General features: G+C 62.0%; 18 protein-coding genes. 5 read left to right on the forward strand and 13 right to left on the reverse strand.

Annotated elements, in window-relative coordinates; all coding sequences use genetic code 11:
* Window positions 1-142: 142 nt before the first annotated feature.
* Together QX073_RS11155 and QX073_RS11160 are read right to left on the reverse strand one after the other, a co-directional pair.
* Complete coding sequence (locus QX073_RS11155; RefSeq protein ID WP_315753037.1) at window positions 143-2467, reverse strand: PAS domain-containing sensor histidine kinase; 2325 nt, start codon at window positions 2465-2467, stop codon at window positions 143-145.
* Between the two features lie 207 nt (window positions 2468-2674).
* The gene (locus QX073_RS11160; RefSeq protein WP_316184524.1) at window positions 2675-3988 is read right to left on the reverse strand and encodes a cation diffusion facilitator family transporter; all 1314 of its coding nucleotides are present in this window, start codon (window positions 3986-3988) and stop codon (window positions 2675-2677) included.
* On the opposite strand from QX073_RS11160, the gene QX073_RS11165 reads away from it, so the two are divergent.
* Window positions 3969-4097: a hypothetical protein gene (locus QX073_RS11165; RefSeq protein ID WP_315716165.1), complete on the forward strand. Its 129-nt coding sequence runs from the start codon at window positions 3969-3971 to the stop codon at window positions 4095-4097. The two genes, QX073_RS11160 and QX073_RS11165, sit on opposite strands and share 20 nt — an antisense overlap.
* Before the next feature lie 74 nt (window positions 4098-4171).
* On the opposite strand, the gene QX073_RS11170 is transcribed toward QX073_RS11165, so the two are convergent.
* The 8 genes from QX073_RS11170 to QX073_RS11205 form a co-directional block, all read right to left on the reverse strand.
* Window positions 4172-5140, reverse strand: coding sequence for a zinc-binding dehydrogenase (locus QX073_RS11170; protein WP_315828281.1), 969 nt, complete (start codon window positions 5138-5140; stop codon window positions 4172-4174).
* A gap of 137 nt (window positions 5141-5277) precedes the next feature.
* Window positions 5278-5697 carry a CBS domain-containing protein gene (locus QX073_RS11175; protein WP_015665845.1) on the reverse strand — a complete coding sequence of 140 codons (420 nt, stop codon included), beginning with the start codon at window positions 5695-5697 and terminating at the stop codon, window positions 5278-5280.
* A gap of 227 nt (window positions 5698-5924) precedes the next feature.
* On the reverse strand, window positions 5925-7244 hold the full coding sequence (oxlT, locus tag QX073_RS11180; protein ID WP_315716168.1) for an oxalate/formate MFS antiporter: 1320 nt from the start codon (window positions 7242-7244) through the stop codon (window positions 5925-5927).
* Window positions 7245-7487: 243 nt separating this feature from the next.
* Window positions 7488-8774: an oxalate/formate MFS antiporter gene (gene oxlT / locus QX073_RS11185; RefSeq protein ID WP_315716169.1), complete on the reverse strand. Its 1287-nt coding sequence runs from the start codon at window positions 8772-8774 to the stop codon at window positions 7488-7490.
* A gap of 208 nt (window positions 8775-8982) precedes the next feature.
* The gene (locus QX073_RS11190) at window positions 8983-10482 is read right to left on the reverse strand and encodes a tripartite tricarboxylate transporter permease (protein WP_315753031.1); all 1500 of its coding nucleotides are present in this window, start codon (window positions 10480-10482) and stop codon (window positions 8983-8985) included.
* A gap of 41 nt (window positions 10483-10523) precedes the next feature.
* A complete protein-coding gene (locus QX073_RS11195; RefSeq protein ID WP_316194739.1) occupies window positions 10524-11018 on the reverse strand; it encodes a tripartite tricarboxylate transporter TctB family protein in 495 nt (164 codons plus the stop codon).
* Between the two features lie 9 nt (window positions 11019-11027).
* Entirely contained in the window at window positions 11028-12026 is a 999-nt protein-coding gene (locus QX073_RS11200) for a tripartite tricarboxylate transporter substrate binding protein (RefSeq protein ID WP_315716172.1), read from the reverse strand.
* Window positions 12027-12415: 389 nt separating this feature from the next.
* Complete coding sequence (locus QX073_RS11205; RefSeq protein ID WP_315716173.1) at window positions 12416-12553, reverse strand: hypothetical protein; 138 nt, start codon at window positions 12551-12553, stop codon at window positions 12416-12418.
* Window positions 12554-13036: 483 nt separating this feature from the next.
* Between QX073_RS11205 and QX073_RS11210 the strand changes: the two genes are divergently transcribed.
* A complete protein-coding gene (locus QX073_RS11210) occupies window positions 13037-13513 on the forward strand; it encodes a peptidoglycan-binding domain-containing protein (protein ID WP_315753028.1) in 477 nt (158 codons plus the stop codon).
* 306 nt (window positions 13514-13819) lie between these two features.
* Here the strand turns inward: QX073_RS11210 and QX073_RS11215 are convergent, their stop codons facing one another.
* Both QX073_RS11215 and QX073_RS11220 read right to left on the reverse strand, forming a co-directional pair.
* Window positions 13820-15166, reverse strand: coding sequence for an ATP-binding protein (locus QX073_RS11215; RefSeq protein ID WP_316225753.1), 1347 nt, complete (start codon window positions 15164-15166; stop codon window positions 13820-13822).
* Complete coding sequence (locus QX073_RS11220) at window positions 15166-15618, reverse strand: PDC sensor domain-containing protein (RefSeq protein ID WP_316225754.1); 453 nt, start codon at window positions 15616-15618, stop codon at window positions 15166-15168. Before QX073_RS11220 ends, QX073_RS11215 begins: the two co-directional genes overlap by 1 nt.
* Window positions 15619-17464: 1846 nt before the next feature.
* On the opposite strand from QX073_RS11220, the gene QX073_RS11225 reads away from it, so the two are divergent.
* From QX073_RS11225 to QX073_RS11235, 3 genes are all read left to right on the forward strand, one after another.
* Window positions 17465-18655 (forward strand): HWE histidine kinase domain-containing protein, encoded by a 1191-nt coding sequence (locus QX073_RS11225; RefSeq protein WP_316187447.1) that lies wholly within the window; start codon window positions 17465-17467, stop codon window positions 18653-18655.
* Window positions 18656-18745: 90 nt separating this feature from the next.
* Window positions 18746-19474, forward strand: a complete 729-nt coding sequence (locus QX073_RS11230) for a PRC-barrel domain-containing protein (protein ID WP_316225791.1) — start codon at window positions 18746-18748, stop codon at window positions 19472-19474.
* 6 nt (window positions 19475-19480) lie between these two features.
* Window positions 19481-19759, forward strand: a complete 279-nt coding sequence (locus tag QX073_RS11235) for a hypothetical protein (RefSeq protein ID WP_316159569.1) — start codon at window positions 19481-19483, stop codon at window positions 19757-19759.
* Here the strand turns inward: QX073_RS11235 and QX073_RS11240 are convergent.
* Entirely contained in the window at window positions 19749-21188 is a 1440-nt protein-coding gene (locus QX073_RS11240) for an IS1182 family transposase (RefSeq protein WP_316225792.1), read from the reverse strand. The genes QX073_RS11235 and QX073_RS11240 overlap by 11 nt on opposite strands.
* Window positions 21189-21715 lie beyond the last annotated feature (527 nt).

Consider the following 21715-nt stretch of genomic DNA (forward strand, 5'->3'; position numbering starts at 1 on the left):
GGCATCATCCGTCACGCGAGAGCGCTGTCATGCCTGTGGGGCCTGATCCTGAAGTGCAATCTCTTTGAGATGTGAGTCCGATTTGATGATGTTGCCGTAGGGTGGGCAAAGTGCCCACGCTACGGCAGTACGGCCGCCGCGCTCACGCCGCGACCGAGATGCTCGCCGTGGCCTTGTACGCGTCGCGGGGCAGGGTCACGCGCACGACGGTGCCGTGCTCCAGCCGCGAGCGCAGCCGCATCGAGCCGCCGTGCAACTGGGCCAGCGAGCGGGCGATGGCGAGGCCGAGCCCGGAGCCGTGATAAGTCTTGGTCATCTGGCTCTCGACCTGCTCGAACGGGCGGCCGAGGCGCGCCAGCGAATGCGCAGGGATGCCGATGCCCGTGTCGGCGATGATGAGCACGACCTTGTCCTCGAACACGCGGCTCCGCATCGTGACACGGCCGCCCTCCGGGGTGAACTTCACCGCGTTCGACAGCAGGTTGACCATGATCTGCTTGGTGGCGCGACGGTCGGCGACGACCGGGATGCTGCCTCCGATGTCGGCGTCGAGCACGAGGCTCTTGTCCAAGGCGCGACCGGAGACGACGCGCAGCGATTCCGCCAGCGTCTTGGCGAGGTCGAGCGGCTCCATGTCGAGCTTCATGCGGCCGGCCTCGATCTTCGACATGTCGAGGATGTCGTTGATCACCTCGAGCAGATATTGACCCGAGGTCAGGATGTCGTGGCAGTACTCCTGGTACTTTTCCGAGCCGAGCGAGCCGAACATGCCGCTGCCCATGATCTCGGAGAAGCCGATGATGGCGTTGAGCGGAGTGCGCAGCTCGTGGCTCATATTGGCGAGGAATTTCGACTTGGTCTGGTTGGCTTCCTCGGCGCGGGTCTTTTCCTGCGAGTACTTCTCGGCGAGGTCGGCGAGCTCGATCGCCTGGCGTTCCAGCGCGCTCTGCGAGCGCTGCAAGTCGATGACCGTGGCGCGCAGGCGCAGGTCGTTGTCGACGAGCTTCTGCTCGTGCTCCTTGATGCGGGTGATGTCGGTGCCGACCGAGACGTAGCCGCCGTCCTTGGTGCGGCGCTCGGAGATGTGCAGCCAGCTGCCGTCGTCGAGCTGCGCCTCGAAGGTACGGCCGCCCGGCGCCTGCTGGCTGTGGTCGTGCAGCCGGGTGCGGATCTCCGGCATCTTGCCGACCTCGATGACGGTCTCATAGGAGGTGCCGGGGATCACGGCGGAGTCCGGCAGCTTGTGCAGCTTCTGGAAGTGCGAGTTGCACAGCACCAGCCGGTTGTTGGCGTCCCACAGCACGAAGGCTTCCGAGATCGTCTCGATCGCGTCGCGCAGGCGCAGGTCGGCCTCGACGGTCTTCTCGACCAGGCTCTTCTGCTCGGTGACGTCGACCGCGATGCCGATCAGGTGCAGGCCGGAATCTGAGGTGCCCTGGCTGAGCTCGCAGCGAACCCGCAGCCAGATCCAGTGGCCCTCGGTGTGGCGCATCCGGAAGCTCTGGTCGATCTGGTGGATGTCGCCGGCGACGAGCTGGTCGGCGATCTCGAACAGGTCGATGTCGTCCGAGTTCACCAGCGCGTTGACCTCGCCGAAGGTGAGGAGGTCGGTGCGGTTCTCCAGGCCGAGCATCGCGAACATCGAGTTCGACCAGAAGATGCGCCCGCGCGACAGGTCCCAGTCCCACAGCCCGCAGCGGCCGCGATTGAGCGCGGTGTCGATGCGGCCGCGCACGGCGTCGTTGATCAGGTCGCCCTCGCGGGCGCGGGTCGACTGCCAGTGGAAGGCGAAGCCCAGGATCAGCACGACGAAGCCCGTCGTCGCCGACAGGGTCACCGAGAGCGCGGCGTCCGAGCCCCAGATCGGCTCGAGCTTCTCCTGGATCACGACGACGCGGCCGGGCAGCGCCTTGATCAACTGCGACACTGCGAAGGCCGGACGGCCGTTCGGCAAGGTGATCTCGGTGACCGCGCCCTGCAGGCCGGGCGTGGCCAAGAGCTGCGCGGTCGAGATCAGATCGAGGATGCGGTCGTTCTCGCCGAGCGCGGCGTCGACCGGAACCCGGGCCAGGATGCGGTGGTCGGCGCCGGTGACGATCACGTGGCGTCCGGCCGCCGCTCCCCAGGCGGGGATCAGGTCGGGCAGCAGGCTCTGCAGATGCTCGATGTGGGCGATGCGGTCCGGGCGCGTCGCCAGATGACCGATACGGTCGGCGAGCAGGTCGGAGATCGCGGCCAGGTCGCGCTTGGTCGCGCCGCGCTTCTGACGGCTCTGGTCGAGCACCTGGACGAAGGCGCCGAGACAGATGGTGACGAGAAAGGCGATGATCAAAGTAGGGACAGCACGACGCAATACCGGCTCAGCAGTCAGCAGCCTTTGATAGGCCGGTTTCGCGATCGATTGCGCCAACCCCTTGATGGAATCAGAAGATTGGACGCACGCGTTCGCGGCATGCGCACGCGCCATGCTGTAGACCCCCGAAACTTCTTGGATACCCGAATTTCGAAAGAGCCCCAGCCGCTTCCGAATCAAGTTGATTTGAATCCAGATTTCTCGGGCTGTCGAGAGTCAACGATTTGGCAAAAGCTAATAAATCTTATCCAATGCGGAATTGCCATGGCGAAAAGCCGGCAGAGTGAGTCCGAAGCGGGAACGCAGCATGACGTTCAGGCTTCAGCCGTGCGGCGGCTCGGCGTGACTGATGACGCGCTTGACGCTCGGGAAGGCGCGACGCACCCCGCGCTCGATGTGGTCGACATTGTCGTGCACCTTCAGCACGCTCATCGACGGCGCCGCGCGGCAGTGGAAGTTGACGATCTCGCCGGCCTCGGTGTTGCGGACGCGGACATTGTGCACGTCGTACATGTCGGTCTCGGCGGCGAGACGCTGCAGGGCGGCGGCGATCTCGGCGATCCGCTGCGCCGGCGCGTCGACGCCGAATGGCAGCTCGGGTTCGAGCGGCTCGATATGGGTGTCGACCTCGACGTCGGCGCCGAATTCGTCGCGGATGCTGCGTTCCAGCTCGTGCGCGATCGCATGCGCCGCGAACAGGCTCATGTCGCCGTCGACCTCGAGGTCGATCGCGACGATCAGGCGGCCGCCGACGTCGTGGACGGTGACGTGATGGATCGCGAGGCCGGAATTGCGCGCGATCACCATGATGCGCTCGCGCACGCTCTCGTTGCTGAGCGCGACCGGCACCGTCGTGAAGGTGACGTCGGCGCCGGACAGGCTGGCATCGACCGCGGCCTGCGCATCGCGCTTGATCTCGTGCACACGGTCGATCGGGTAGGTGCGCGGCACCTGCACCGTGGCGTCGACAAAATGCGTTGCGCCGACGAGCCGGACCCGCAGCCGCTCGACATCGACGACGCCGTTGATCGAACGGATCGCGGCGCGCGCCTTTTCGGCCGCGCCCTCTGGTGCACGGTCGAGCAGTGTTTCTACGGTGGAGCGCGCCAGCCGCAGGCCGAGCACCGAGATCATCAGGGCGACCGCGACCGCGGCGGCGGAATCCCCCCACCAGAACCCGAACGCGGTGAGGACCAGGCCGCCGATGACGGCAATCGAGCCGAGCACGTCGGAGGCGAAATGCAGTGCGTCGGCGGCGAGCGCCTGGCTGTGGGTCTCGTGCGCGGCGCGGTGCAGCGCGCGGGCGCGCCAGAAGTTGACGGCGATGTCGACCAGCAGCACCACGAACGGAATCGCCGACAGCGACGGCGGCGGCGCCGCCTCGCGCAGCCGGCTGACGGATTCCACCAGCACGCCGCCGGCCAGCACGTAGAGCAGGGCGATGACGCCGAGCGCCGACAGGCTCTCCAGCTTGCCATGGCCGTAATGATGCTCGTCGTCGGCCGGCCGGTCCGATACCCGAACCACCATCCAGGTGATCACGGTGGCGACGACGTCGACGGCGCTGTGCAGGGCCTCGGAGACGAGCGCGAGGCTGCCGATCAGGATGCCGACGATGAACTTCGCCGCGGCCATGCTGGCGCTCGCCGCGATCGAGATCGCGGCGACACGGGTTTTCCCGGAATCGACATGGGAGGCGGCGTCTCTCATGGCGGCGGATGTAGCAGCCGAGGCCGCACCATGAAAGCCGGGATCGCGCGGTCCATGGGCGCGGACCGCGCGCTGTTTCGAGTGCTTCTAAATCTCAGAAGGTTGCGTTCACAAGGTCACCACGATCTTGCCGAGATGCTTGTTCGCCTCCATGTGCGCGAACGCCGCGCCAATGTCGTCGAAGGCGAAGACGCGGTCGATCGGCAGCCGCAGCGTGCGCTGCTCGACCGCACTCCAGATGTCCTTTTTCACCTCGTCGAAGATCGTACGGATCTCCTCGATCGAACGGGTGCGGAAGGTGACGCCGACGTAGGTGATGCGGCGCGCCGCGTGCAGGTCGAAGTTGAAGTCGGCATGGGTGCCGCCGAGCCGGCCGACATTGACGATGCGGCCGAGGACCTTGGTCGCGGCGAGGTTCTGATTGGCGACCTTGCCGGACACCTGGTCGATGATCAGATCGACGCCCTCGCCGTTGGTCGCCTGCAGCACCTGATCGACCCAGGCGGGATCGCTGGAGTCGATGGCGAGATCGGCGCCGAACTCGTTGAGCCGTCCGCGGCGCATCGCATCGGTCGAGGAGCCCACCACCAGCGAGGCGCCCTTGAGCTTGGCGATCTGCATCGCCATCAGGCCGACGCCGGAGCTCGCACCCTGCACCAGCACGCGCTGGCCCGGCTGCAAAGCGCCGTTGGTAACGACGGCGTTGTGCATCGTGGTCAACGCGATCGGCAGCGTGGCGGCCTCGTCGAAATTCATGTTCGACGGCGCGTGGAACAGACGGCCGTGGTCGGCGAGGGTGTATTCGGCGAACGCGGCGCTGCCCGAGCCCATCACCTTGGCGCCGATCTTCACGCCCTTGGCGTCGGGACCGAGCTCGGCGACCTCGCCGGCCCATTCCATGCCGAGCACCGTTCCGACGCCGCCGGCGGCGCCATGCACATGCCCCTTGGTCATGCCGAGATCGGCGCGATTGAGGCCGCAGGCGCGCACGCGGACCAGGACCTGCGTGCCCTTCGGCGTGGGCTTGGCGATATCGGTGATCGCGGCGCCCTGGGCGCCGTAGACATAGGCTTTCATCGCGAGGAATCCTGTCGGTCAGAATGAGCGGCGACCTTACTGTGCCGCTGTTCTCAGCGCACCGCCTAACAGGCGGCGCGCTGCTCCGACAAGACTCCCTGGGGGATGAACCGGTTCCGCTGACCGGGCTGGACGCGTCAGGCGGCGACCGGAGCTTCCGCTTCGTCGAAGGCGCTGGAGACGTCGCGCATGCTGATGACGCCGGCGAGCGCGAAGTCGACGATGACCGGGAGGTGGCGGATGTGATGCACGTTCATCAGATGCCGCACGTGCTCGAGCGTGTCCTCAGTGCTGCAGGAGATCAGCCGCTGCGGCGAGATCAACTGCGAGACCTTCATGGTGACGCCGGCGGCGCCGTGCTCGGCGATGGCGCGCACCACGTCGCGCTCGGTGAACATGCCGGCGGCGGTGTTGCCTTCCGTGCGGACGACGTCCTTCACGACGAGGGCGCTGACATTGCTGGCGCGCATCAACTGCGCCGCGACGCCGACGGTCTCATTCATTCGCACCGTGATCACGCGCGCCGTCTTGTTGCGCAGGATGTCTCCAACTTTCATGGCACCCTCCCGTTTGTTGTCTTGAACAGAAGGAAGTCTGGTATACGTTATGCCAGAAGTCAATTGGGATCTTGATGTTTTCTGGGCAGATGCCTGGAAAATAAGGTCAGCGATGCTGTCAAATGTATGCTCGGATTGGCATCTGGCATGCACGGCGCGCCAAAAGAAAAAAGAAAAGGAGGCGCATCGGGATGCGCCTCCTGCAGTCGCGGGAAGAAGCGGGTGATTTACGCCGTGGTGCGAACGTCCTGCGCCGCAGGCTGGGTGACCGCCGCCTCCTTGCCGAGGATGAAGGCGCGGCGCAGCGGCTTGATCACGAACAGCGCCATCAGCGCCGCCGTCGCGTTCAGCGCAACGCCGATCACGAACACGGCCTGCCAGCCATACTTGGCGGAGACGAGGCTCGCGAGCGGGACCAGGAGCGAGGCGGTGCCCTTCGCGGTGTAGAGCATGCCGTTGTTGGTCGCGGCATATTTGCTGCCGAACGTATCGCCCGAGGTCGCCGGGAACAGGCTGTAGATCTCGCCGAACACGCCGAAATAGACCGCGGTCGCGAGCACGAACACGATCGGGTTGTGGCCGTAATTCGCCAGCGTCAGCAGCATCAAAGCGGCGGTGCCAAAGGCGATGAACATGGTGTGCTCGCGGCCGATCGTATCCGAGATCCAGCCGAACACCGGACGGCCGAAGCCGTCGAAGATGCGGTCGAGCGAGATCGCAAACGTCAGCGCTGCCATCTGGAAGCCGGCGAGCGACACCGGCTCGTTGGCGATCTTGAAGTCGTGCGCGATCGGGGCGATCTGGGCGGCGGTCATCAGGCCGCCGGAGGCCACCATCACGAACACCAGATACATGATCCAGAAGATCGGCGTGCGCAGCACCTGCGGCGGCGTGTAGTCGATCTTGCTCTGCGGCAGGTTGAGCTGCTTCTTGCGCGCAGGTGCGGCGTGGGTCGGCGGCCGCAGGAAGATCGCGAGCACGAACACGATCAGGCCCTGGCCGATGCCGAAGGTGAAGAAGGCGCTCTGATAGCCGCTTGAGGCGATCATGCTGGCGATCGGCACGACGGTGAGCGCGGCGCCCGCGCCGAAGCCGGCCGCGGTGGCGCCGGCGGCGAGGCCGCGGCGGTCGGGAAACCATTTCAGCGCATTGCCGACGCAGGTGCCGTAGACCGCACCGGCGCCGATGCCGCCGATGACGGCGCCGGCGTAGAGCAGGGTGAGCGAGTCGGCGTAGGAGTTCAGCACCCATGCCAGCGAGATCATGACGGCACCGAACATGATGACGAGGCGCGGGCCGTATTTGTCGACGAACCAGGCCTCGACCGGCACGAGCCAGGTTTCGGTGACGACGAAGATCGTGAAGGCCAGCTGGATCGCCGTGCGACCCCAGTGAAACTTCGCGTCGATCGGATCGACGAACAGTGTCCAGCCATATTGCAGGTTGGCGATCATCGCCATGCAGATGATGCCCATCGCGAGCTGGAGCCAGCGGAAGCCGCTGGACTGTGCCTGAACAGGCGGTGTCGCCTCTGTGCTGGAAACCATGTGTCCTCCCTAACGCGCTCTCTTGGAGGATGCCGCTGCGAGCGCGCTCCTCGTCTGCGCACGAAGTCATTCTGGTATAATATATTCCAGTCTGCAATATGGCCTGCGACACAGGGTGCGACATGTTGCTTTGCAACGAGAGCGAAATCGTCCGCCAAGCAAAAGAAAACGCTCGGCAAAATGCCGAGCGTCGTCAATCTGGAAGCGTCCTTTTTTATTTTTGTTGCAGCGCGAAGGGGCGCGTCAGAGCGTCGATTTCTGCACCACGACCCTCCGCCAGGGCTTGAGCACCGCGATCGCGAGGATCGATGCCAGGATGTTGGCGCCGGCCGCGATGATGAAGACGCGGTCCCAATTGCCTGATGACTGCTGCATGTAGTTCGCGATCGGCACCAGCAGCGCTGCCGTGCCCTTGGCTGTGTACAGCAGGCCGGCATTGGTGGTGGCGAACTTGGTGCCGAACGTGTCGGTGCAGGTTGAGGGGAACAGCGAGTAGATCTCGCCCCAGGCGAAGAACACGAAGCCGGACAGGATCACGAACCACACCGGATCGTGGCCGAGCATGTACAGCGCCCAGATGCCGATGCCTTCCATGCCGAAGGCGATGAACATCGTGTTCTCGCGGCCGATCATGTCCGAGATCCAGCCGAAGAACGGACGCGTCAGGCCGTTCAGAACGCGGTCGATGGTCGCTGCGAACGTCACCGCCGTCATGGTCATGCCGATCAGCGTCACCGGAATGTTGTCGACCTTCCAGTCGCCGGCGATCGGCTTGAGGTTGGCCGTCACCATCAGGCCGCCGGCGCCGACGATCACGAACATGAAGTACATCAGCCAGAAGATCGGCTGACGGATCACTTCGGTCGGGTTGTAGTTGCGGCGGCTCTGGACGAGGTTGGTGTTCTGAGTGACCGCGGGCACCTGGCCTTCCTTGGGCGCGAACAGGAAGAAGGCGAGGATGACGATGATGATGCCCTGGCCGAGACCGAAATACAGGAAGGTGGTCTGGAAGCCGGAGTCGCGGATCATGGCCTGGATCGGCGCGACGGTGAGCGCCGAGCCGGCGCCGAAGCCGGCCGCGGTGATGCCGGCCGCGAGGCCGCGCTTGTCGGGAAACCATTTCAGCGCGTTGCCGACGCAGGTGCCGTAGACGCCGCCGGCGCCGATGCCCGCGATGATCATGCCGAGATAGTAGCCGTTGAGCGAGGTGGCGTAGGCGTTGATCATCCAGCCGATCGCGCAGAGCACGCCGCCGACGAGCACGACGATGCGCGGGCCGTATTTGTCGACGAACCAGCCCTCGACCGGCACGAGCCAGGTTTCGAACAGCACGAACAGGGTGAAGGCCCACTGGATCGACGCGCGATCCCAGCCGAAGGTCTTGGCGATATCTGGGACGAAGAAGGTCCAGCCATATTGATAGTTGGCGATCATCACCATCGCCAGGACGCCAACCGCGAGCTGCGTCCAGCGATAGGCGTCGCTTACTCTTGCAGATGCGGGCGCCCCCGCGTGAGCCAAGTCCGTCATGTTTCCTCCAGGCTGTCTATTCTTGTCCTAACAGCTATGCGGAGTTTGGTATATGATATGCCAATAAACAAGCGGATTCATCGAGCCCGTGCCCGCTGCTAGGCCAGCGATCGATGAAAAAAGCCTGCAGAAGCAAGGCAAATCGTTGCAGCGACAATACGACGCAGCAGAGGATATTTGTAGTTCAACTATCGGAGCAAGGGCGAGTTTATGTGGCGAGCGCCCGCAACCGGTTGTAGCCCTGCTGGATCGCCGACCAGAACAGCGCGATCAACCCGAGTGCCATGATGGTGCCGACCAGCCCGTTGGAGAAGAAGATCGCGAGCGATCCCTGGGATCCCAGCAGTGACTGCCGGAAGGCCTCCTCGGCCTTGTCGCCGAGCACGATGGCGAGCACCAGCGGCGCGAGCGGATAGCCGCACTTCTTGAACAGATAGCCGAGCACGCCGAACACCAGCATCAGCACCACGTCGAACGTGCTCGAGTGCACCGAATAGGCGCCGATGGCACAGAGCACGAGGATGAGCGGTGCGATGATGCTGAAGGGAATGCGCAGGATCGCCGCGAAGACCGGAACGCAGGTCAGCACGACGAGCAGGCCGGCGAGGTTGCCGAGATACATCGAGGCGATCAGGCCCCAGACGAATTCCTTCTGCTCGACGAACAGCATCGGGCCGGGCTGCAGGCCCCAGATCAAGAGGCCGCCGAGCAGCACCGCCGCCGTGGGGGAGCCGGGCACGCCGAGCGACAGCATCGGCAGCAGCGCCGCCGTGCCTGCCGCATGGGCTGCCGTCTCCGGAGCGACGACGCCTTCGATCTCGCCATGGCCGAAATTCTTGCCGCGCTTGGAAAGGCGCTTGGCGATGCCGTAGCTCATGAACGAGGCCGGCGTGGCGCCGGCGGGGGTGATGCCCATCCAGCAGCCGATCAGGCAGGAGCGCAGCGACGTGACCCAATAGGCCGGCATCTCCTTCCAGGTGTGCAGCACGACACGCAGATTGATCTGCGCATTGCCGCCGCGGAAACTCAGGCCTTCCTCCATCGTGAGCAGGATCTCGCCGATGCCGAACAGCCCGATCACGGCGATCAGGAAGTCGAAGCCGTTGAGCAGTTCAGTGACGCCGAAGGTGAGGCGGAGCTGGCCGGTGATGGAATCCAGGCCGACAGCCGCGAGTGCGAAGCCGATCATCATCGCCGCAATCGTCTTGAAGGGTGGCTCCTTGCTCAGGCCGACGAAGCTGCAGAAGGCGAGAAAATAGACGGCGAATTTCTCGGCCGGGCCGAACTGAAGCGCGAAGCCAGCGACCAGCGGCGCGATCAGCGTGATCATGATGACCGCGAACAGCGCGCCGACGAAGGACGAGGTGAACGCTGCCGTGAGCGCCTCGCCCGCCTTGCCCTGCTGCGCCATCGGGTAGCCGTCGAAGGTGGTGGCGACCGACCATGGTTCGCCGGGGATGTTGAACAGGATCGAGGTGATGGCGCCGCCGAACAGCGCGCCCCAATAGATGCAGGACAGCATGATGATCGCCGAGGTCGGCGGCATGCTGAAGGTCAGCGGCAGCAGGATCGCGACGCCGTTGGCGCCGCCCAGTCCCGGCAGCACGCCGATGATCACCCCGAGCACGATGCCGAGGATCATCACCATGATGTTGAACGGTTGGAGGGCGACTGCGAAGCCGTGAAACAGATTGGCGAGTTCTTCCATACCAGCTTGGTCCTGCAACCCTCAGCGGATGAGTTTTCTTGTTAGAGCCCGAGCCAATCCTCGATCGGCCCCTTGGGGAGGGGGACCATGAACCAGCGCTCGAAGATCAGATAGGTCACGACCGGCGTGCCGACCGCGACCGCTGCCACCGTGAGCCAGCCATATTTGCCGAGCCACCGCATGAACCAGGCGATGAAGATCATGGACGCGAGGTAGAGGCCAATGAAGGGAAGGGCGCCGACATAGATCGCCGTCGGCACCACCACGCTCATGACCTGGCGGAGCTGGCCCCATTCGGCGAAGACACGGCCGTCGTTCTCGCGCAGCGTGTTGCGGACATTCATCGCGCTGGCCGCGACGATGAGCAGGCCGACGTAGAACGGGAAGAACCCCGCCCGCGGTCCCTCGGCGCCCCAATTGATCCCAGCCTTCACGCTGCCGATGATCACGATGATCCCGAACAGCGCGATGGCGAGCGTGACGCCGGCCTCGACCGCCTTATGGCTGGGGCCGGCCGATCCACCGTGACTTCTCATGCGAGCCGCTCAGTTCGAGGCCAGGAAGCCGGCTTCCTTCATCAGGAGCTCGTGCCGCTTCTCTTCGGTCTCGACCCACTTCGCGTAGTCCGCACCGGTCATGAAGGTGGTGTTGAAGGCGCCGGTCTTCATGAAGTCCTGCCATTCCGGCGTCTCTCGCACCTTCTTGAACAGGTCGACGTAGTATTCGATCTGGTCCTTGGTGGCCCGTGGCGACATGAAGATGCCGCGCAGCATCAGATATTCGATGTCGAGCCCCTGAGACTTGCAGGTCGGGATGTCCTTCCAGGCCTTGCCGTCGGTGATCGGCTCGTCAAAGCCCATCGGCTTGTCGTCGAACACGCAGAGCGGCCTGACCTTGCCGCCGCGCCACTGCGCCACCGCCTCGATCGGATTGTTGACGGTGGAATCGATGTGGTTGCCCACCAGTTGCACGGCCACTTCGCCGCCGCCCTTGTAGGGGATGTAGGTGAACTTCGCGCCGGTCGCCTTCTCCATGGCTACCGTGATGATCTGGTCTTCCTGCTTCGAGCCGGTGCCGCCCATCTTGAGGGTGCCGCCGGCCTGCTTGACCGCATCGACGTAGTCCTTGGCGGTGGTGTAGGGCTTCTCGGCATTGACCCAGAGCACGAACTCGTCGAGCGCCAGCATCGCGACGGGAGTGAGGTCCTTCCAGTTGAACGGAATGCCGGTCGCGAGCGGCGTCGTGAACAGGTTCGACAGCGTGATGATGATCTTGTGGGGATTGCCGGCCGACGCCTTGACGTCGAGGAAGCCTTCGCCGCCGGCGCCACCGGACTTGTTGATCACGACCAGCGGCTGCTTCATCAGGTTGTGCTTGGTGACGATGCCCTGGATCGTCCGGGCCATCTGATCGGCACCGCCGCCGGTGCCAGCCGGAACGATGAACTCGACCGGCCGGACAGGCTCCCATCCCGCCAGAGCCGGGATATGCCCTGCCATCAGGGCGATGCCAGCCATAACGGCCACGCGCACGGAACGCTTCATCGACGCTTTCTCCCCTTCATTCCCGAGAGCGCACGGCTTCTTCCGGCCGCTGTGCCCAATCGAACCACCGACCTGTCGAGCCCGCCGGTGTCATCCCCACCGTGACCAGCTTCAGGCCGTCGCCAGCCCCGGACTTCCTTGCCATGCCCATGCAGCCAAAAGTTGTGTTGGCAGCCGGGATCAGGCAGCAAGAGGAGCATCCGCAGCAAATCGACCGATTTGATTTTGGTATGAAGAGGTGACCGACCGCAATTGAGGAGATCGGGTGGGACGCCCACGGGGCCAATATGTCGCAGGTCGCGTGGGGGTCGCAAAAGCAAAAGCCCCGGAGATCCGGGGCTCTTGGTTGGGCTTCGAGGGTTGCCTGCGCGCGCGAAGCGCGCCGAGCCTCAGAGGCCGAAATAGGGCAGGTCGCCGTTGCGGTTGGCGGCGCGGGCGCTGGTCATCAGCACGCGGTCGAGGGTCGCCAGCAGGCGGCCGAACAGCGACACGGGCTGGACGAGGGGGAGGGCGACGGTCTTGGCCATGGTTTGTCTCCTTCAGTGAGGCGGTATGACGTTCTGACTGAGGAGAATTTACGTATACCAGATGCCAGATACAACGGATTATATTGCATGGCGGTATGAGCGTTTTGCGATGCAGCAGGAATGTGACGATTTGGATTTTCAATCGAAATTTGACTTCGCATGCAGAAAGAGCCGCCCAATGGGGAGCTCTGAGCAGTTGAAGGGTAATTAGATACGCATTCGCGGCTATGCGACGGCTTGCCTGCCGCGGCTGGCTCGCCCACGACGATCCGGGGATCGCGGCCACTGCTGGACACCTCCCAGGTGCGCTCTGATCGCGTGCTCCGCGTGCAACGCGAGGGAACAATGGCGCGGGGCCAGGGAACCGTGCCGCCCGGGCCGCAGTTACCCTGCAATCGCACGGAGCGGCATGACCGGATGTTGATCGTTCAGTTCGGCGCGCTGTATCTCTTCTAGAAACGTATCATCGGCGAAGGAAAGGCCATGCGCGCCTTGATCCTGGCACTGTCCCTCCTAGCGATCGCCGGAAGCGCGCAGGTCGCTCACGCTGGTCTGAGCAGCACACCTCGTGAAGCGTCGGCACCCGCCGATACCGTGATCGCTGCCCAGGACGCCAATCAGCAGGCCGAGAACCAGATCGGCCTCACCAAGGCGAAGCGTCGCGCGGTGCAACGAGGGCTGACCAGGCTCGGGTTCGGCACCAAGATCAACGGGACGTTCGACGAACAGACCCGCGCCGCCCTCGCCCATTGGCAGGAGGAGCGCGGCTACCCCACGACCGGCTTCCTCAATGCCGCCCAGCACAAGGTCCTGATGGACGCGGCCGCCGAGGCTGCCAAATCCGACCGCCAAGCCCGTCGCAGCACGGGACGCGCGCGACATCAGCGCAATGTCGGAGGTCCCATCGGCGCGATCGGCGGTGCGATGCACCGCGTGGTGGGCGGAATTTTCGGCAGGTAAGCGTTCAACCTCGAAAGAGCTGGAGGACGGCCATCGCAACCTGGCACGTTGTAGGACGGTTGTGACCACGATTCGCCGGGCGAACTCATGTTACCAGAGCATGCGCATGGCGGCGTGGATGTCGGGGGATGAAGCAGATCGGATCAACTTGCTTTGACCACTACGAGTCCTCCCACCCCTTGCGGGATGCGGCCTGGCCGGCCGCCGGATACGAAGAGGCTGTCGCATCTTCGGCAGATGTCTGCTGTGGCTCTCAACGACACCGTCGCAATCAATGACCTCTGGGCCCGAAATGGGCCAAGCACGTCACTTCACGTCGCCCAGGTCGGCGGCCCGGCCGAGCCGAGAGTCACCGCTATCAGTCGTTGCGTCGTTGCGCGCACGCGGCAGATAGATCGTGACCGTGGTTCCCTTGCGGAGCTCACTCTCGATCACCGCGACACCGCCGCATTGTTTGGCAAATCTATAAACGCTGGCGAGACCGAGCCCGGTGCCTTTGCCCGGCTCTTTGGTCGTGAACAAGGGCTCGAATGCAACCGCGAGGATTTCAGGCGGCATGCCCGAGCCCGTGTCGGAAACCGCGACTGCCACGTAATCGCCCGAGAGATTGTCGTGCTCGCTGTGCAGCGTCCTATTCATCGTCGATATTTGCACGGTGCCTTCCGCGGTCATGGCATCGCGCGCATTGACGACCAGGTTGATGATCGCCATCTCCAGTTGGGTTGCGTCGCCGCGTACGGGCCAAGCCTCCGATGCGAGGTTGAAGATCAGCTTGCCGATTGTGCCCAGCGACTGCTCCAGCACTCCCTCCATGGCAAGGATCGCCTGATTGATGTCGATGATCGTCACTGCCGACGGCTCTTGGCGTGCGAAGGCCATAAGGGAGCGGACGAGCTGCTGGCCCCGTTTGGCACTAGCCAGGGCATTATTGATACGCAATCGCGAGCGGGGATCATCGATCCGCTCCTCGAGCATATCCAAGTTTCCTAGGATCGGGGTGAGCAGATTTCCGAAATCGTGGGCGATGGTGGCGGCCATCTGGCCAATCGCTTCCAGCTTCTGTGATCGCCGGAGCGACTCCTCGATTTGCGCTTTTTGGTGCTGCGCCTCGTCGCGCTCGACCTCGCGCTGGTTGATCAATTGGGAAGCCGTTGTCAGAGCGTGACCTAGCTCGTTCACCTCCCGAATTTCGACCGTCGGGACATCAATCTTCCTGGACAGTCCCAGCGCAAGCGCCGGGGTCGTCATCGCGCGGATCGAGCGGACGATTCGCCTGCTGATACTTGCCGCCAACAACGCACCGAGCAACAGCACGAGGACCGCGGTAGCGCTCTGGATCATCAGTGCCCATCGCAGATTCGTCGTATAGACGCTCTTGGGAACGCCGAATGCGATCATCCAGCCCGTGATCGACGACCGGTGGTATCCGCCGATGACTGCGATACCTTCCAGCGTCGGGGTCTCGTAGATGCCCTCCTGCGCCCTCGACGTCTGGCGTTGGAATTCAGGCGTTCCCTGCTGGCCGATGAACAGTTCCGGATCTTTGGTCCGGGCGACGATAGTCCCGCCGGTGTCGAGGATCGCCACGATCCAGCCCTCCGGTATCTTCTGCCGCTCCAAGATTACGGCAACATTCGCGGGAAGAATGCCCATCACAAGCGCATACGCGACCCCTTCCCGTCCCGAAACACGGGCACACCGACGGCGATTTGAGGCTGTCTCGATGTGGCTCCGATATAAAAATCGGAAATCGCAGGTCGGCCGGACTCGAAGATGGTGCGGACCAGGCCTGGGATGCTGGTTCTGGGCAACGGCTGACCGTAGGGGACCATCGTGCTGACCAGGAGTTGTCCGGCCGCGTCCGCGATGACAATTACATTGCCTGTCAGCCACTGCAGCAGTTCGCGCGAGTGCTCGTGAAAGGCGGCAAGATCACCGGACTGCAGGTAGGGTGACTTTGCAAGCACCCGCAAGCTCGACTGGACGCTGAGCAGCTCGCGGTCGACCGCCTGCATCAGCGCGCGTGTTGTGGCCACGGTATTGCGTTCTGCATTGTCGCGTGCCGCAATATACGAGTCGGTGATCAGGTAGCCGGCGACCAGCATTGCCGGAACCGTGCAGACCACGAGGAGCAACCCCAACCAGAACCGAATGGATCGACCACGGTTTTCGACAGGAGGTACGCGCCTGGACATGAACTCTTCACCGATAGAGTTTTGGAAAGAACCTCGCGACAGCCCACCATGCAAAACCCTATGAGCCTAAGGCGGGTTCTATTTGATTTGAGTCAAACGCCTACGATGAGAACCCGGGCCAACGCCCCGCCTCCAGGTATGGGATCGGGAATTTTCGCAGCCTCATGCCTGCCCTCAAGCTGAGGGAAGACCATCGTGTCGGTTCAAAGCAGAACTCTGGAATGGGCCTTCGCTACTACAATGTGGGATGCTAGCGAAATGTCTCAGATCGGTCACAAGCGGTCGAACCTCCGGCGACTGTGTCACGTCCGCTGCGTCCCTAATACCGGACATGCCGATACAGGCCCGATCGTCAGCCGTAGGCGGTGATCGCGCGGCTGGCCGTTTGTCCCCCTCTTGGCGGATTTCCACCGGTTAACTTTTCTGAGAGGTGATCTGTATTGATCAGCATGTTGGAGTGCGAGGGTAAAAGCTATTCCCACCGGTCAGTCGCGGGCATCTATCCGGTGACTGGGAGCATCGCGTTCACGTCTGATGCGAGGGAGTACGTCATGAGCCTGTTTTACGAGCCACCATGTCCTAAGTGCCGGAGACCCACAATCTTGGCGCGTATCACGCCCGGTTCGTCTGGTCTTGGTATCCGAACGTTCAAATGCCCCGCGTGTGAGGAAATTCATCAGCGGGTAATCGGATTCGTCGATCCAATGAAATCTCGAACGGTAGAGGGCTGGTTGCGCGGTGAATTGGGAGCGCCGGTGCAGAGCTCCGAGCGTAGCGTGTTCCAAATACACAACTCGACTCTGGAACAAGACAATTCCTTAAATGGAAACTACAAAGCTTGAGAGGTTAGCTCCCGGAGTATCGAGGAGATGCTGTCAGAGCCATAAGGCTTAGGCAGAAATCTGCTTCCCTCCGGTAATCGGCTTCTTTGAACGCATGATGTCCTGAAGTCGCGATGATCTTGATCGGGCCAGCGACCACGCACAAAGTGCGCGAGCTTGAGCCCATCCATCGATCCGGCCATCTGGATATCGGTAAAGACGACATGAATATCCGGGCGCGTTTCTAGGATGGCAATCGCCTCGTCCGCGTTGCTAGCTTTAGCCGCCCTTCGCATCTGTTCTGCCACGCCGAGGGGCTTTTCGGAAGTGAGCACCGCGTCCGCGACTCCGGGCCTCCCCAATTGACGGCCTCACGCGCGCCAATCGGCAAATTATAGGCAATCCAGTCGTCGACGCGAGGATTGCGGAACTGGAACAATTTCTCGTTATGGCTGTTGTCATCCATGATCTCCGGAGTGGATAGATCGAGACGACCTGGGGCAGCAAACCACAATGAAAAGATCATTCACAGCCCTCGGCATTTTCGCGCTTCTGGGAGCGCTGACAGTTGCCTTGCTTGGCTTTGCACCAAAGCTCGAAGCGAGCGAGGTCGCCGCGTTAGCCAAGGGAGACCGGCTGGCAGTGAGAACGGCGTCCGCAAACTGCTCAGCGCAGACGTGGCCTCACTTCACTACATCCTGTCTGCAAAATACGAGTTCAAGCCAAACAATCGTGCAAGCTCGTCTGGTAACGGCCGGCCGCTAAGGCGCCGAAAGCTATCATCGTCCAGCATACGATGGTTCGCCCCGCGCCTGAAGACAATGGCCAGAAAAGTGCCAGCTTGCGAACTGGGCTTCGCAGAAGTGTCGGCCCGGCCGACGCGAATCATGGCGACGCCGTGAAACGCACTTATCCTCCTCTTTTCCAGGGTTTGCATGACCTCCGATTTACCTGAAGTACCAAAAGTCCTCGTTGTCGAGGACGAAATGATGCTGCGTATGCGGGCGGTGGATATTGTGGAAGATGCCGGGTTCTCTCCTGTGCAGGCCGTCGATGCCGACGAGGCGCTCTCTATTCTCGAATCACGCTCTGACATATCGCTCCTCTTTACCGATATTCAGATGCCCGGCAGCATGGATGGGCTCAAGCTTGCTCACGCGGTCCACGACCGCTGGCCGGCCATCAAGATCATTTTGGTTTCCGGCCAAGTTGAGCCTTCCGACGCAGATAGGCCTCAGGACAGCCGCTTCTTTGGCAAGCCGCTAAGCAATGGCCAGATGATCACCGAACTGCAGGCGATGGTCGGTGCGGGCGCACTGACGACGATTCCAGACGCGTCCCTGTTGCCGACAGATAAGAACGGTTACAGCCCGGAAGCAATCGAACTTAAGCGAATATCCGCACAAGAGGCCGCGCTCTCCGCAGAGAATGATAGCCTTCGCTTATTACTTGAGCAGGCCAACATCGATGCCAAGGCCTTGCTCATGCAGTCTTCTATCGACGCAGAGCAGCGCGATGCAGCAGACAAGTTGCAGAAGCTGATCGTGGGCGAACTCCATCATCGCATAAAGAACAACCTCGCAACCGTCAGTGCCATCGCGTCGCAAAGCTTTCGGACCACAACCAGTATCGAGCACGGGCAGAAGGCTATGGAAGGCCGGTTGCTGGCGCTATCGCGCGCCCATGATTTGCTGATGCAAGTCAGTTGGTCGAATGCCAGCCTTACCCGCACCGTGAGCGGCGCAACCGAGCCCTTTGACAGTCAAGGAAACAGACGTTTCCATTTCAATGGGCCAGATATCAAGGTGGCCTCAAGTGCCGTTATTGCCCTCGCAATGACGCTCAATGAACTTTGCACCAACACCATAAAATTTGGCGCACTGTCGACCTCCGCTGGCAGCGTGGAGGTCGCCTGGAAGATAGATGAGGAAAAGCAGCGGCTTTGCCTGACTTGGACGGAACGAGGAGGTCCGCCCGTTCGGCCGCCCACGCGCAGCAGCTTTGGGACGCGCATGATGCAATCCCTCGGTCAGCAGCTCCATGGCCAGGTGCAGCTTTCTTACGAGCCAGCCGGCTTGATCTACTCGCTGGATGTGCCGCTAAGCTCAATCATCGCGAAAGCTTGAGCCATTCCGTCGATCCGGTTCGCAAGACTGTTGAACAGATTCGAGAACTGAGCGCATAAGAATATTACCGATAATCGGATCAACAAAATGATGAAGTTGCAAGCGCTGATAGTGACCATCTTTCTGGCAGCCATTGGAGCCACAGGCGCTGAGGCAGAGTGTGAGATCGCCGACGCCAAGCTGGAAGAAGCTATACAACAGAATCCCAAGCTGCGTGGTCCCGCCAATAGTCAGTCGGTACGCGATCTAAGAAGTTTGCGGGATGCTGCATTCACGCTCCGGTCCTACGGGCGTCAGGAGGACTGTGAGCGTCTTCTAGCAAATATCCGTGAATTGATAGCCGGGCCGCCAATGGGCTCGTTGGGCGATAATGACGAGGAAGATGCCGATAAACAAAACGCAGCGCGGGAGCCGAGAGCTAAACGCGGAGCGGCGCTGGGCAGTCGTGACAAAAAGGACGCAAAGCCGCTTTCAAGGATTGATGAACTCACCCCCGGCTTGAGGACGGACGAAATGATCGGCGCGGAAGTCCGCAGTTCCGACGACAAGATCGTAGGCGAGGTTAGAAATATCGTTTTTGGCACGAAAGATGGCCGAGATTACGCGATCGTCGCTTCTGGCGGCTTTTTTACAACGGGAAAGGAAAGCATCGTCGTGCCGATCAAATCGCTCAAGGTGACGCAGGATCGGTCGAGCTTCTTTCTTCCGATTTCCAGAGAGATCGTGAAAGCCGTGCCCCTCATGCCTGATCAGGACTACTTGTGGCTGTCGGATAAAAAGTGGCGTACCCATAATGACGGGTTTTTTCAGGGGCGCTGAGTACAGATGAACAATCTGGGTTCAGACTATAGGTGCGAGCAAACGCCCATGCTCGTCGGCCCCGATCGTCTGCAACGCTTCAATCGTTTCGTTGACCGTAATGTCCGACCATTCGATCTGGATGAAGAAATCTCCAAGATCGTCGTGAAACTCGGATCGTACGCGTTCATCTGGGCAACCTCGCGCAACTGCCTCAGGATGTCCGCTCCGGGTCTTGGTCGTGTAAAAACGGCCTTGCGGACGTCCGTCCTGACCACGAGGACGCGGGCGTTTCTCAGGCTGTGATTGCCGCGATCAACGGCTTGACCCCGACGATGTTCATGACCCGTGTGAGGTTGTAGGCCAGAACCGATAGGGCCTTCTCGGCGGCTACTTTTGGGAGCGATTTAGTGAGGAAGTGCGTCGCTCCCATACGGGCCTTCATCGTGCCGAACGGATGTTCGACCGTCTCGCGCCGCTGGCGCATCGCTTCCGGGTTTGCGTCAAGGCGCTGCTGCACTGCCTCAAGCAGATGCTCGTGCTCCCACCGTGTAATCCGCCGCTCCGGCCCCGGCGTGCACTGGGATTTGAGCGAACAGGTTTGACAGGCTGTGGTCCAGTAGCGCCGCAACACCTTGCCGTCTTCTTCGTTTGTATAGCGATACGGTAATCGCTCTCCAGCTGGGCAGCGATAGGCATCCTGTTCTGGCAAATAGACAAAGTCCTGCTTACCGAAGCGTCCCTCCGACTTAGCATTTGACGTCTGCGGCTTGGGCAGCGTCACCGTGATTCCGGCCTCGTGGCACGCGAGGATCTCTGGGCTATTGAAGTAGCCGCGATCGGCTACAGCGTCGAGCGTCTCGCTCTTGAGAACGGCCTTTGCCTGTTTGGCCATGTTAGCAAGTTGGGCGCGATCTGAACCGCTGTTCGTGACCTCGTGCGTCACAATCAGATGGTGCTCGGTGTCCACGGCGACCTGTACATTGTAGCCGACAACGCCGGAGCCGCGGCCGCTCGTTGCCATCGAGCGGCTGTCGGGATCGGTCAGAGAGATTTGCTGATCGGACGACGCAAGCATCTGCTTCTCATACGCGGCAAGCTTGCCCATTTCCTCCTTCAGCTTCGTGAGCTTCTCGGCAAGTCTCGTCACCTTCGCAGCCAGCGCCTCTGTCGGCTCCTGGCGGTCGGCCGTGTCAAGTTGGCTCAGATAACGCGCGACGCTCTCCTCCAGCTGAGCACGCCGCCGTTGGACCTTTGCCCGTGTGAAGTTCTTGTCTCGGTTGTTCACGGCTTTGAACTTGCTGCCATCGATGGCGACGCTCGCCGTCGCCAGAAGGCCCATCCCACGGCAGAGTTCGACAAAGCGCGCACAGACCATGCGAAGCGCCAGGCCGTTGTCTTTACGGAAGTCGGCGATGGTCTTGTGATCAGGCGCGAGCCGACCCAGCAGCCACATCACCTCGAGATTGCGGCCGGCCTCCCGTTCGAGCCGCCGGCTCGACTGCACCCGGTTCAGATAGCCGTAGATGTAAAGCTTCAGGAGAACCGAGGGGGGGTACGACGGCCGACCGGTGGCTGTCGGCTCCACCCCTTCAAAACCCATCTCAGACAAATCGAGCGCTTCGACAAATGCGTCGATCACGCGAACGGGGTTGCTCTCGTCAATGAAATCATCGAGGCATTCAGGCAACAGCGTCCATTGCCCACGATCCGCCTCTTCAACGAAGCGCCTCATCGATTCCCCCAAAAGAATCACTGGAGAATCATAACAGCCGCGCAGCGTTTTCACACAGCCAGGGTCCTAAGCCGTCGAATTCTCTACGACTGGGACAGGCGTCATCCAGACGCTCGCGTCGACATTGCAAATTTATCTAGCTAAGATCGACAACTATTGTTGTCCTCAGCTGGTCGATCGAACTGGAAGCGTTGGACGTTGGAGCCGGATATGGACGTCCCGAAAAGGCGCCTCATTTGGGACCTTGTGCAAGGAGGCCTCTCGGAGGAATCCTTCATCGCGCAATTCGGCGCAAATCCGCGAACTACGCCCGAGATCGTTCGCGTCGAGCTTGAGGAGAGTTTGACAGAGAGGTCGACCGATAACCTCAGATTTGCGTTTGCCGGTCACCATTGACTGCCTGTATCGGACGGCGTTGCGCAAGCATGATTATCTCGCCTACAACGACAACGAATCCCTGGCAATCAAGTGCATCTGGGCGCTGCATGATATCGGTACGCCCGAGGCAGCCGAGAAACTCCAACGTT

The sequence above is a fragment of the Bradyrhizobium sp. SZCCHNS3052 genome (assembly GCF_032484495.1).
In the GTDB taxonomy this organism is placed as follows: domain Bacteria; phylum Pseudomonadota; class Alphaproteobacteria; order Rhizobiales; family Xanthobacteraceae; genus Bradyrhizobium.